At 28.0% G+C, this 12290-nt stretch carries 13 protein-coding genes; 4 read left to right on the top strand and 9 right to left on the bottom strand.

What is annotated here, in order from left to right; genetic code table 11:
* Positions 1-957: 957 nt before the first annotated feature.
* The 3 genes from PZA12_RS11655 to PZA12_RS11645 all read right to left on the bottom strand — a co-directional run bounded on the left by PZA12_RS11655 (position 958) and on the right by PZA12_RS11645 (position 4274).
* Positions 958-1791, bottom strand: coding sequence for a hypothetical protein (locus tag PZA12_RS11655; protein ID WP_012058484.1), 834 nt, complete (start codon positions 1789-1791; stop codon positions 958-960).
* Between the two features lie 1161 nt (positions 1792-2952).
* Positions 2953-3534 (bottom strand): YbhB/YbcL family Raf kinase inhibitor-like protein, encoded by a 582-nt coding sequence (locus tag PZA12_RS11650; RefSeq protein ID WP_078115769.1) that lies wholly within the window; start codon positions 3532-3534, stop codon positions 2953-2955.
* 17 nt (positions 3535-3551) lie between these two features.
* A complete protein-coding gene (locus PZA12_RS11645; RefSeq protein ID WP_078115681.1) occupies positions 3552-4274 on the bottom strand; it encodes a flavodoxin family protein in 723 nt (240 codons plus the stop codon).
* A 153-nt stretch (positions 4275-4427) separates the two neighbouring features.
* Between PZA12_RS11645 and PZA12_RS11640 the strand changes: the two genes are divergently transcribed.
* The gene (locus PZA12_RS11640) at positions 4428-5066 is read left to right on the top strand and encodes a TetR/AcrR family transcriptional regulator (RefSeq protein WP_078115682.1); all 639 of its coding nucleotides are present in this window, start codon (positions 4428-4430) and stop codon (positions 5064-5066) included.
* A 414-nt stretch (positions 5067-5480) separates the two neighbouring features.
* Here PZA12_RS11640 and PZA12_RS11635 read toward each other — a convergent pair whose 3' ends face one another.
* The gene (locus PZA12_RS11635) at positions 5481-6242 is read right to left on the bottom strand and encodes a DUF6710 family protein (protein WP_078115683.1); all 762 of its coding nucleotides are present in this window, start codon (positions 6240-6242) and stop codon (positions 5481-5483) included.
* A 174-nt stretch (positions 6243-6416) separates the two neighbouring features.
* Positions 6417-7313 carry an N-acetylmuramoyl-L-alanine amidase gene (locus tag PZA12_RS11630; protein WP_161223029.1) on the bottom strand — a complete coding sequence of 299 codons (897 nt, stop codon included), beginning with the start codon at positions 7311-7313 and terminating at the stop codon, positions 6417-6419.
* A gap of 156 nt (positions 7314-7469) precedes the next feature.
* On the opposite strand from PZA12_RS11630, the gene PZA12_RS11625 reads away from it, so the two are divergent.
* Complete coding sequence (locus PZA12_RS11625) at positions 7470-8057, top strand: sigma-70 family RNA polymerase sigma factor (RefSeq protein ID WP_078115685.1); 588 nt, start codon at positions 7470-7472, stop codon at positions 8055-8057.
* A 58-nt stretch (positions 8058-8115) separates the two neighbouring features.
* Here the strand turns inward: PZA12_RS11625 and PZA12_RS11620 are convergent, their stop codons facing one another.
* On the bottom strand, positions 8116-8358 hold the full coding sequence (locus PZA12_RS11620; RefSeq protein WP_206491070.1) for a hypothetical protein: 243 nt from the start codon (positions 8356-8358) through the stop codon (positions 8116-8118).
* Between the two features lie 311 nt (positions 8359-8669).
* On the opposite strand from PZA12_RS11620, the gene PZA12_RS11615 reads away from it, so the two are divergent.
* Together PZA12_RS11615 and PZA12_RS11610 are read left to right on the top strand one after the other, a co-directional pair.
* Complete coding sequence (locus tag PZA12_RS11615; protein WP_078115687.1) at positions 8670-9194, top strand: hypothetical protein; 525 nt, start codon at positions 8670-8672, stop codon at positions 9192-9194.
* A gap of 95 nt (positions 9195-9289) precedes the next feature.
* Entirely contained in the window at positions 9290-9490 is a 201-nt protein-coding gene (locus tag PZA12_RS11610; protein WP_078115688.1) for a YvrJ family protein, read from the top strand.
* Positions 9491-9620: 130 nt separating this feature from the next.
* Here the strand turns inward: PZA12_RS11610 and PZA12_RS11605 are convergent, their stop codons facing one another.
* From PZA12_RS11605 to PZA12_RS11595, 3 genes are all read right to left on the bottom strand, one after another.
* Positions 9621-10079, bottom strand: a complete 459-nt coding sequence (locus PZA12_RS11605) for a GNAT family N-acetyltransferase (protein ID WP_077841221.1) — start codon at positions 10077-10079, stop codon at positions 9621-9623.
* A gap of 64 nt (positions 10080-10143) precedes the next feature.
* Positions 10144-10320 (bottom strand): hypothetical protein, encoded by a 177-nt coding sequence (locus PZA12_RS11600; RefSeq protein ID WP_171983631.1) that lies wholly within the window; start codon positions 10318-10320, stop codon positions 10144-10146.
* 1575 nt (positions 10321-11895) lie between these two features.
* Positions 11896-12240 (bottom strand): hypothetical protein, encoded by a 345-nt coding sequence (locus PZA12_RS11595; protein ID WP_078115689.1) that lies wholly within the window; start codon positions 12238-12240, stop codon positions 11896-11898.
* Positions 12241-12290: the final 50 nt, after the last annotated feature.

The raw sequence follows: 12290 nt of genomic DNA, 5'->3' as shown, positions 1-12290 counted from the left end.
TTTAATTGATAAATAAATTACAAGAATATCAATTAAGTTTAGAATTATTATAGATACAAATCAATCTAATGAGGCCTATCATAAAGAAAGACAATAAACATTTGATTTTTAAGTGTTTATCGTCTTTCTTTACTCATACTATTTTTATTAATTTATTTTATCTTTCTTCTAATAAAATCTTTAGCAAAAAACAAATCTATTGCAATATATTTTATCTATATCATATTGCTAAGTAAGTGAAGAGTCCATTTCTAATACGAAATTCCTCTTCAATACTAATTTTGTTTTTTCCATTAAGATTTTATTCTTAAATGAAATATAAAACGAATATCTATATCTTTATTTGCTTTTTTACCTCCACCAATATTTTTTGTAATGAAACTCATAATTATCTGAATGATTTTTTTCATTGCTAATCCTCCTTTTTTCTTAATATTTATGCTATTCCTTTATAGAAAATAACCTCATCATTAATAATATCTAAGCATAACCATTAGTTTTAAGGTAACAATGCTGCTTCTGGTTCATCTAAAGTAAATCAGATCAGAATACGTTTTTCCACTTGTTGTACTTTTCACCATTTGTCCGAGCCTTACCCAGTTAAAATAAAAAGATATTAATTACTTTAAGCTGAATACAATATATGAGACCCTAAAAACCTTAGTTAAGAAGTTCTATATCTCGTACATTATCTATTGCTTAAAGTATATTAATATCTTCCTTTTTATAATTCTATTTATTTTGTTTTATTAGTTTCAATAGCTATTCTTATTATTTTAATTTCTCTTATAGATAGCCCAATCAATTCACTAATCAATTCGTCACTCATACCTTGATTTATGGCTATCTTAGAAACCTCTATTGATTTTTTTTTAATTCACCTTGCTCAAATCCTTGTTTATAACCATCTTCAATTAACATAGTACTTAATTCAGTCATATACTTTCCTCAATAATACTAATTAGTTTCAATTGTTTTTCTTATTATCTGTATTTGCTCAATAGATAGTTCTGTTAATTCACTGATTAATTCGTCACTCATTCCCTTTTTAATAGCTCTTTTAGCAATTTCTATTGAATTTTCTTGCTTTCCTTCTAATTTTCCTTCTAATTTTCCTTCTTTTATCAAGCTTCTACCTAATTCAGTCATTTTTATCTCCTCCCTTACTTTTTCTAAATCTTTACCTTCTAAAAATTTACTTGCAAAAGCATATAGGATTGACTCCACGTCATATCTGTAATCTTTATCTATGTCTTTAACCACTCTAATTGCATTTATTATCTTATCACTTTTACTAAGCTTACCACCCATTATTGGTGTAAATGTTAATGATATAATATCCTGCTTGCTTAGTTCTTCTTTATCATTTATTTTATTTATTATATCATTAAAAATTGCATCTCCGTCCTTATTAGCCATCGATATTGCATTGACTTTATAAGAATTTATTCCACTATAGTATTCACTTATAGGATCTTTTATATCTCCTGAATAAACAACGTATGTTACAACATCTTTACCAGTTTGAAAATTAAGGAGAGATTCATAGGTTCTAAACCTTCTTAAGTCTTCAATTCCCTTGTTAGTAGTTTGAAATTCAAAATGAATGTAACTATCATCTTCCATTAGGAAAGTATAATCCATTAGCATATTCTTTATCTCAAGAACAACAATTTCAGTAGATCCAGTATCTTTTACTTTTTTATCTATACCAAAAAATTTCAAACCTTCTTCTGCAAATATATCCATTGCTCTTTTCATTATCATATCTTCATAATTTATTTGCTTCACTAATGCACCCCCTCATGTAAAAATATTTTTTATAGTAATCTATTCCTCTAATAAAATTTTACTTATATAATTTAAATTTATTAAGTTAATTTTAACATATATAAGCAAATTTCTAAATATCATAACAGCACTATGCTATATTTTTATTCAATCTTCTATCGATATTATAATCGACATATGCCTTATACAAAAGTCTATCCTTTATTATATAAACGTCAAAGCACTCATATCTCTAACATTAAACAATTCTAAATATATTTTTATATTTTGTTTCTTTATACTGCCTAATTGATAATACTTATTTAGCTATATCTATTATATAGATTTAATTATTGCCACTTTAATAAATTGTTATCATTATTTATTTCAATAATTCCTAACTCTATATATTGGCATGTTAAAAATCAAATGAGGAGCTCAATACACTATATTAACTCCTCATTATAATCCATTGATAAGTATATAAATATAATTATCTACTTTTACTTTTTATTTCATAATTTATTTATTAATTTAAGAGATGAGGATTTCCTCCTTTCTAGAGATATCAAAATAAATTACTCATGATTATTTAGCAAAAAACATATAATTGCTAATGTTAATATGTTAAAAATCATATTTGTTCATATTCCTTTCATCTCTATTCTATTTTAAAATAGAATAGAGTTTTCAAGTTATTATGTAGGATGCCTTCAATAATCAACGATTTACGCCATAAAACTTTCCCGATTATTCCCGACTTTTTCCCGACTGAGTTCTAAATCAATATGATATGTTATAATTATCCATATTGCTACAACCTAGTATTTAAGCTATTCTACAGATATTTATAATTAAATATAATGATATGTAATTGGTAATTTCTAGACTCAGGAGTTCGATTCTCCTATGGGTCACCAAGTTAGAAAACATCAAGGTTTTAAGTATTTAAAATCTTGATGTTTTTATTGTTTTACACCATTTTTACACCATAGTTTTTTATTAATAAATTCATATTTTTAATTTTTATTTTTAAGTCCTGTTGCGCAATTTTATTCTAGCTAAAATTAAAAAACACCTATATTTCTATAGATGTTTTACTTCTAATTATATGAATAATTGGAAGTTGTATTTTATTTATTATCTGGTTCATTGTAACAGATATAACGAATACTTTTTTACCTAGGATTTTTTATACTTTCCTCCAAAATAACCAGTCAATGTTCCATACTGCAAAATATGTCCTTCCATTGCCATCTGTAACTCTGCTTTGCCGGAACTTTCGTTTAAGTTGAGAGTAATGTCTAAAACATATACTTTAAATATATATTGGTGTGTACCAAAAGGAGGGTTTGGTCCCCTATAATAATGTTTACCGCCATAGTCACTCTTACCTTGAACTGCATTTCCTAATGATTTTACAATCTCTTCTTTTGATATATCCTCTGGAATATCACTAAAACTAGCAGGTATATTCCAGATTGCCCAATGATTATACATGCCTAATGAATGGTCTAGATCATCCATTATAATAGCAATTGTTTTTGCCTTTTCATCAATTGCTTTCAGTTTCATAGGTGGAGAAATATCTTCACCCTTACCAGTATATTTTGGGGGAATCATACCTCCATCTTCAAATGCTCTACTAGTTACATCCAAATTAGATTGAGCCTTAACATAATCATAAGCATTCATTCTCTTATAGAAAACAAAAGCAACTATGAGTACTGCAACAGAGCAAAAACCTTTAATAAATAATTTCATCTTATCTTCTCCCACAATTAAATTAATCCTCTTTGGTGAAGACAATTATATGACGCACATTCTTTTCCTTCTTTATTTTTCGAAATAAAATTTTTAAAAATAGGTTTTAAGTATAATGCAATCACTAATCTCATAATTATATTTTGGAAACGATATCTATTATTTTGTTTTATATCTTTTGCTATTTTTCTTCCAAGTTCATTAGCCTTCCTTAAATCATCAGTGCTTTCACTAACTTTCTTTTCAACTCCATTAACCATAGTATGAACTCCTAAAATTCCTGAAACATAACTTCTCTCAAATATTCCAAATTTAAATATGCTGGTAAGTTTCTTTGCTACTTTTTTTGCTCCATTTCTGTTGTAGGATGTGGATATTCCAACACCATACTTTCCCCCAAGCATAGAGGCATATAGAGTATAAGTTCCCAAACGTTCAAAAAAGCATTTCATTAATGCATTATACTCTAAAGCATAGGTTGGAGAGCCCAATACAATTCCGTCTGCCTCATAAATAAGTTTTCTAATTTCTTCAAAGCCATCAGGAATAGGACATTCACCTTTGGCATTACATATTAAGCATCCTTTGCAAAACTCAAGCTTATAATTTTCAAGAAATACTTCCGTTACAGATGCTCCCTCCTCTTTGGCACCATTAAGTGCTTCTCTCACAAGTGAGGCAGTATTACCATTAATATTTGGACTACTTATCACTGCAACAATTTTAATATCTTTTTTCATATATTCTTCATCTCCCATTAAAATATCAATTTCATTTACAGATTTTAAATAATGTACTATACTTTAAATATACACTTTGTATATTCAAGTTACATATTGTAACCCCAATATACACTTTGTGTATTGCAATTGTCAATAGGAGGAAAAAAATTTATGAGCACAATTTCTAGAAAAGAAAAAGAAAAACTAGCAAGAGAAAAAGATATCATAAATGCTGCTGAAAAAGTCTTTACTGTAATGGGATATAATGATGCCTCAATGGAAGCGATAGCTAAGGAAGCTCAATTTACCAGAAAGACTCTTTATCAATATTTTACAGATAAAGAAGATTTATTGTTTACAGTTATAATTAGAGGATTTGAGAGACTTTTATGTACCCTTAAAAACGCAGTTGTAAATGGGAATAATGGATATGATAAGCTTAAGCACTTAATAAATGCTTATTGTCAATTTTATAAGGAAGCTCCTAATACATTGAATTTAATGAATTATATTGGATACATTAAGCCTACAGCGGAAAATACTGCTAAACGTATTGAGTTTAATAAAGTTAGCGAGCAATTGGCTCATGAAATTGCAAAAATAATTGATGAAGGAAAAGCAGATGGAAGTATACGGTCAGATTTTGACACAATGAGATTAACTCATTCTGCCGAATTTTTAATAACAGGATTCTTTCATATGTTTTCTATATCAGGCAAAACATTTACAGAGCATTTTTTACTTAATGAAGATGATTTTATAAACTTTAGCATGAATTTATTATGCGATATATTTCATGAAAAAAAATAGTAATTGTAATTTATCCCCCCCACTTTTTACAGTGAGAGTTTTACTTGTTTTTAGAGCTTCTTATTAATAAACTATTCTACGTTACTTATGATACGGTTCACCATCTATTAACCTAAGCTTTATTTAATTCTTAAATGTTTTTCACCAAATCGCATCAACTTCCCATTATAGACATTATGTGAACCTCAAATCCATAATTTATTTTTCACTAAAAAAAATAATAAGTATAGATTACCTAATTTAGAAAAAGATAATCTATCCTTATTATACTACAAAAATTTATAATTTTACCTATATTTATCCAATACGTTTCTATTAATATCTATAAATTAACAAATTACATATGATAGCAAGTAATTCATTTCATTAAGCCTTAGCTTTCTAAGTAAGAGAATGACATATCGTCGTTACATCCTAATCAATAAAAGACAATCCTTTTTCTACTAGCAGCCTTCCTATTTCAAAAATAGCAGCAAACTCGACATTAGTAACTTTAGCTATAACTTTATTGCCTTCAGTCCTAATAAAATTTTCTCCATCACAGTATACATATTTATATACCTCACTGATATCATAATAATATTTTGGTTCCAATTCGCCACCTTGTACTATCCCCATAGTAATAGAGTGATTTCCTCCATTAACCCAAGCTATTCCCATTGGAAGCCATACTTCAACAAAGTGATTACTGAAATCTTGTTTCCATTTATTTTTCTTTCTACCTTCGCCTATATCAATAAGATTTCTTATCAATCTTCTCTTATGCCATGGCCATGGTAGTATTAAATCAGTGCTTAGATTTATTTTCTTTTTGCATTTTACCTCTTTTTTTAAATCATACATCTTAAGATATTTGCCCTGGTTATTATATATACATGCCCTTTCCTCAAAACCTACACTACTCCAGCTTAAATTAGGGACACTATTATCCTCATCTCCATCTATATATAATAAATATTTCATATAGTCCGTTTGTAATCCTCTACCCAAAATCCTTATTACATCAAATACTGGATGTTGTTTTGCATCTTTACTGACGTTAGACTCTAATATTTCTTTTGCAAAATTAATGATATTATCAAAGTTATCTTTTGCAGATAATTTTGGTACGTCTTTAGATCCTCTTTCTATCTCTTTAACTGTCTTACTTTTAAAAATGAAATTTTTAAATCTCATTATTAGCTCCTTTTTAATAAATCCATTACTATAATACTTTGATACTACATATAATTATTACAATAAACTAACCTTTTTTTATCTCTTAATAAGCTAACATTCTACCAAAACTAAATTAAAAAGAGCTGACAAACATAAAAATCACTATGTCTATCAGCCTCTAAATCTAAATAACTAATTTATACACACTCCATTTTCATCAACTTTATATCCATCAGTAGTAACGCAATTACAATACATCCTTCCCTCTTGATCAAAAGCATAACATTTCCCATTAATCCACTTCCACAAAGGCTTTTCTTTACTTCCCATAACCATCTTGCAATTTTCATCTAAGTAATACCAGATATTATTGTTTTTATCATGATACCAGCAATTCTGCAAAGCATAGCCCCTATCATCAAATATATACCACTCCCCCTCAATCTCTTGCCAGCCATTTTGAGATGTATAATAGTATTTATTTTCTATATCTGTGCAATACCACCATCCCACATCATTTTTGTTCCATCCTGCCTTCCACTCACCATCACTAGGATTATTAGCGCTAACTAACCCATTAATAATAGCTCTTGCAATAACTTCAGGGTCATATTTATCTGCATCATCACTATCAGCAAATAGACATTCTATTAAAATTGCAGGCATAATAGTTTCATTAAGAACAATTAAGTTTCTTGTTTTTACTCCCCTATTAGGTAAATTCAGAGCACTTGATAATTCATTGCATACTTTAGCAGCATATTGATTAGCTGCTTCTGATTTTCCAAATACTAATACTTCAGGGCCACTACCTCCTCCTGCATTAATATGAATCTCAACATAAAGTTTTATATCTTTTGTCTTTGCTATTTCATTAGCTTGATTTGCTCTTTCATAACAATCTTCACAGTTATAGCTATTGCTCTTATCAATCCTAAGTAAGTTAACACCGTGGCCTTTCTCCTGTAAATACTGTGCAACTAAAGCTCCAATCTCTCTAGTGCACTTACTCTCATCAAGCCTATCAACAACTCCACATCCAATATTACCACTTGCAGTATGACCTACAGCTATTATAAAATTGTTCATTTTACATCTCTCCCTATAATTCTCAATTTTTTTAATTACTCATATACGTTATATGAATTTTAACCATATATACTATATGTAGAGGTAAATTTAACACTAGACACAATATATGTAAATTATTTAATTCATAACTCTTAGTTGCAGAAGGAGGCTTATATGGATTTTAATTATATTGAAGTTTTAGTTACCAAGTGCAAGAATAATGATGAAGAAGCAAAAGAAAAATTAGCTGAAGAATTTAGGACTTTAATTTATAATATTTCTAAAAGAACTTTCATTGATGGATATAACGCACATGATATTATGCAGGAATGTTACCAATCACTTTTTAAATCTGTTTACATGTACAATTTAGAAAAGCATAGATTCGTTGCCTATGCTACTAATGCCATAAAAAATAATATGAGTGATTTAATCAAAAGAATTAAAACTAGAAGATCCACAGAAGGTAGTGATGCATTAAGTTTACATGATAATTTTGAAAGTAATCTTCCTTCAGAAGAAATCTCCACTGAAGTATCATTATGTGAAATGTGTGATTATGAAGATTTAAAATTAGCCCTTAAGAATTTAAATGAAGATGAACTTGAACTTATAGATTTTGTATTCTATAAAAATTACACTGTAAAAGAATATGCTTATTTTAAAAATATGTGCTACTCTACTGCTATCCTAAAAAAGAACACTATTCTAAAGAAAATATTAAACAATATATCTCATTATTATGAAGGCATCAAAGCGTAAAACTCCAAGGCTAACCTAGGAGTTTTTATTTTATATAACTATATTAATCTATATCCACTTATTCAAAATTAAAATTATTAATAACATCTGTAGTCTTATCAATATAATTTTGAGCTACTTGATCAATGCTATCACAAATATACTTAAGAGAACATCCTTCACATTTATTAAGTATTCCTTCAGTAATTAAAGAGCATTGAAGTTCATCATTAAAAGTAGAATTTCTAATAGCAAGAGCAATCTGCTTTTTATCAAAAATCTCTGCTTCTTCTGAATTAAGTTTAATTTCATCTCTAATCATTTTTACAACACACTCCAATAATTTATTTACAGCTTTAAAATTTAGCAGCTGCTATTACGGATATATGTTTTATACTGTAACATAACATTAAAATCATGATTAAATTTGTATGTCTAATCTCCTAATCCCCATTTTATAAGCAAATTCTTAAATTCTAAAGAATATATATTCTTAAAATCTTACATTCTAAAATTCCTTAATTCTAAAAAATTTATATTCTCAAATTCTTTAGAACTTTAGAATCTCTAATAAATAACCATATATCTTTTACGAGGATACATAAAAATACTGCTAAGGAGGGTATATAATTTATGGCTAGAAGAAAAACATCAAAGATTCCTAAAAATGATTTTGAATACGATGAAGGTGAAGTATATGGATTTACTAGCGAAACTCCTATAGCTGGTGACTGCATATCTTCCTTCTCTTTTGATGATTCTGATACTAATATTATTCAAACTAGTTCTGATAGTAAATCTAATAATAATTCTATTCAAGAAGATCCTAAAAACAATACTCAAACTAATACAGCTTCAACTAGTAACAGCAATTTTAAAAATAATATAACTAACTCCATAGAAATAAAAAATACTTTAAACTCTACAAAATACTTATTTGATAATAGAAGAACTCCGCTACCTAATGGTGCCACTCCTGCCATTGATGGTGAGACTCCAAATATTAAAAGAAGCTACACCCTTAGAAGTTCTACTATAAGAAAAATAAATGAATTAAAGAGCATACATCCAGATATCAATGTATGTGTCAGTACCATAGTTGATATTGCTATAGAACATTATCATAACCATATTGTAAATGAAGGTGGCACTCAATAATTTAATCTATCTATTTTATTTTCAGATAATTATTTGTTCCTTAATATGAAATAATATATTTTATTTCATATATCCCTTATGGAGGTGATGAGTTTATGGAAGTAAATCAATTAATGGATCTTATTGTTAATAATGGCTTTCCCGTGGCAGTGTCTGCATATTTGCTAATTCGCTTAGAGAAACAAATTGTTAGTTTATCAAGTTCAATTAATAAGTTAAATACCATAATATCAGCTAAACTTGGAGTGGCTATCGATACAGAGAGTTCTACTGATGATTCTCATAAAGTGGCATGAGTAAAAAGGCGATAAACATTGATTATTAGTGTTTATCGCCTTTAAATTTATTTGTATTAGAACACCGAAACTAAGTAGTTTAATTTGAATTTAAATTATAAAATGATACACAAATTAAGAATATTATGTATTACTTGCTCATTTCTTTCTTATATATTTTTATATATTCTCCTGAATATTCAACACCATCTTCAATATATTCCCATCCAGTCTTTTCATAATAGTCACAAATATCGGTATAAAGAAATAGTTCTGTAAAACCTACTTCTCTGCAATACTCAACCAAAAAATTCTGTAATTCTTGCCCAATCCTTTTTCCTCTGAAATTTTTTTTAACAAACAATGCTGACAACCAAGGAAAAAGGTCTTGTCTACTCATTAAATCACTTCTCCACAAGCCGATAGTTCCAACTAATTCATTATCTTCAAGTGCAATAAATGTTAATGGAAGTCTATTTTTTATTAAACTGTTTTTTATTATACTTTCAAAAAAATTATAATTATTTTCGTTTCCAAATTCCTTCCAAATCCAATTTATCACAGTATCAATGTATTCTTTATGGTCTGCTAAATGTTCTATAATTAGCATATTAAATCATCCTCTCTCTTGGTATTAATTTACTATGGAGAAATATAAAAAAAACACCTTAAATTCATTTCTTGCTTTCTTCAAGTGTATCTAAAATAATATCCAATTTTTCATTCATTTGTTTATTCTTTTTTATAAAGCTTTTAAATGCGTTTACCCCTTTATATATTCCTATTATTATTAAAATTATTACCCCAAAATTGATCCAATTCATAATTAGAGTCATATAATTAATTTGCATAAGCTTTCTCCTAACTACATAAATTGTATACTTTTAATATAATCTTTTATAAGCATAGAGTTTTTAACTATTTAATATCACTTTATATATTTATTATTATATTACATCTGTATTTATTTACAAGTTTTTCATATTCTTGTATCAATATTATTATGTAACAAATTAAAATAATACAAGGAGTTAAGATGGACATAATAAAGCTATTACAGTTATTAGACAATTTTAAATTTAGCTATAGCTTCATTCAGTCCATCTTTTGTAATCCAATAACGTCGCTTCGCTCCTAAGGAAGAGAAGTTCAAGCTAGTTTATAGATTCTACTGTTTTTAGTACCTATATGTTATGGTGGTATAGTCTAAACATTTATAAAATCTGTATATCTTGAACTTCCCATTAATTTTTGTAGCCTGCGGCAGCAAGGAATAAATATATTGGAGCACTACATGCTCCTTGTGGCTGCGCCACTTTATTAGTTTAATTTCTACGTGCTTAATTTAAATTATCTTTATATACTAATAAATAGTTCGTACTTAATTATATTTTATCTATATTCTTGTGTTATAGCTATTATGGGTATACCTATATACGCATTTTTTAAAGGACAAGTTTATTTTCTTAATAGTTCCTTGGGTGCCACATCCACCACCCAAAAATGGACAGGTCATGCAGCTACAGGCTTCTAACATTGTAAAAGTCTCCTCCTCACTCTGAGCCTTTTACAAAGTAAGAATCTGTAAGCATTAGACTAGTCCTTTATTTGGGTTCCCGGTGGGGCGCTTCGGGATGGACATTTGAATGACTATATCCAAATGTATGAATATGTAATTAAATTGTTTCATTAAAAATTAGTATAAGAATACTTATCCATCCCTCTGACTGGAACTTTTGTTTGTGTTTCTTTTTTAAGTTAATTATAATTTATTTTTTCTGGTATATGATATGGTAAAAATAAGTTTTATTTGGCAGACAAGCTGACAAGAATTTTTGGGGGCTTAGACATGCCATCACAATTATATAAGAAAGTATTAGTAATGTGACGGCATGCCTATATTGTACAGGCTTATATTTATTACTATAATGTTTGATTATATGGTTTTTCCGCTCTAAAAATCCAATCACTAAAAATAATAAATTGTATTACATAGCAATTATTTTTAATGATACGATTTTCAGAGCTATTATCTACTTTTAATTATTTAGAGGTATTAAAAAAGCCAGTCCAAGACCGCCCCCATTTAAAACTCTAGACCATACCTCTTATATATTTTTTTCATATAACATGATACATTTATTTAAAATGTATCTCAAGACACGCTTCACTTTTGGTCTTGACCTGCCTTTTAAATAAATAGATAAAATAAATATGAAAAATCTATGTGATATTATACTGCTTAGGTGGACATGATGTTTTTAATTTATTGGTTGGACCCTTAAGAATATGGCTTATATTATTAGCTTTCACTTGGGTTCCTTGTGCTAAGTGCTTGTCCCTCTTATTGCTTTAATTTATTAGGGATTTCTCCCCTTATGTATTTAGTATGGCAGCTCCTCGCATGATAAACTTTCTAATATATTTTAATGTTCTGCATTTACTTGTTTATTATATTCTTCCCTGGCTTTTTCTATATCTTCATTTCTTTCAGCTTCATAGTCTACAAAACTATTATCATCGATTCTGGCCCTAAATGACTTCCAGAATTCATAATCATCACTAGTAACACTGAATATTCCTTTTCTTCCTATATTCTTGTTATAACTTAATTTCAATCCATAAAGACTTAAGGGTGCGCCTTCATACTCAATAATTTTTGAGCCATCTTTTAATTCATATGCATTTTCTGAAAACCTACATTCTTTAAGTTTGCTTAAGTCACGATATTCTGCTATTAATGTCTTTGTCTCATATTTTCTTTTATCCACTTTTAAAACCACCTTATATTATTCTCTACCACACCATACCTCCTATTTTT

Source organism: Clostridium beijerinckii (genome assembly GCF_036699995.1).
GTDB classification, from domain to species: domain Bacteria; phylum Bacillota; class Clostridia; order Clostridiales; family Clostridiaceae; genus Clostridium; species Clostridium helianthi.
The sequence above is the reverse complement of the archived record's forward strand: the minus strand, read 5'-3'. Positions and strand labels throughout refer to the sequence as shown.

Coding starts and splice junctions, on each gene's coding strand:
- PZA12_RS11620 (WP_206491070.1), bottom strand. CDS start 8,358: ATGATTAGAGATGAAATTAAACTTAATTCAGAAGAAGCAGAGATTTTT.
- PZA12_RS11640 (WP_078115682.1), top strand. CDS start 4,428: ATGAGCACAATTTCTAGAAAAGAAAAAGAAAAACTAGCAAGAGAAAAA.
- PZA12_RS11600 (WP_171983631.1), bottom strand. CDS start 10,320: ATGCAAATTAATTATATGACTCTAATTATGAATTGGATCAATTTTGGG.
- PZA12_RS11605 (WP_077841221.1), bottom strand. CDS start 10,079: ATGCTAATTATAGAACATTTAGCAGACCATAAAGAATACATTGATACT.
- PZA12_RS11610 (WP_078115688.1), top strand. CDS start 9,290: ATGGAAGTAAATCAATTAATGGATCTTATTGTTAATAATGGCTTTCCC.
- PZA12_RS11645 (WP_078115681.1), bottom strand. CDS start 4,274: ATGAAAAAAGATATTAAAATTGTTGCAGTGATAAGTAGTCCAAATATT.
- PZA12_RS11630 (WP_161223029.1), bottom strand. CDS start 7,313: ATGAACAATTTTATAATAGCTGTAGGTCATACTGCAAGTGGTAATATT.
- PZA12_RS11615 (WP_078115687.1), top strand. CDS start 8,670: ATGGCTAGAAGAAAAACATCAAAGATTCCTAAAAATGATTTTGAATAC.
- PZA12_RS11625 (WP_078115685.1), top strand. CDS start 7,470: ATGGATTTTAATTATATTGAAGTTTTAGTTACCAAGTGCAAGAATAAT.
- PZA12_RS11635 (WP_078115683.1), bottom strand. CDS start 6,242: ATGAGATTTAAAAATTTCATTTTTAAAAGTAAGACAGTTAAAGAGATA.
- PZA12_RS11650 (WP_078115769.1), bottom strand. CDS start 3,534: ATGAAATTATTTATTAAAGGTTTTTGCTCTGTTGCAGTACTCATAGTT.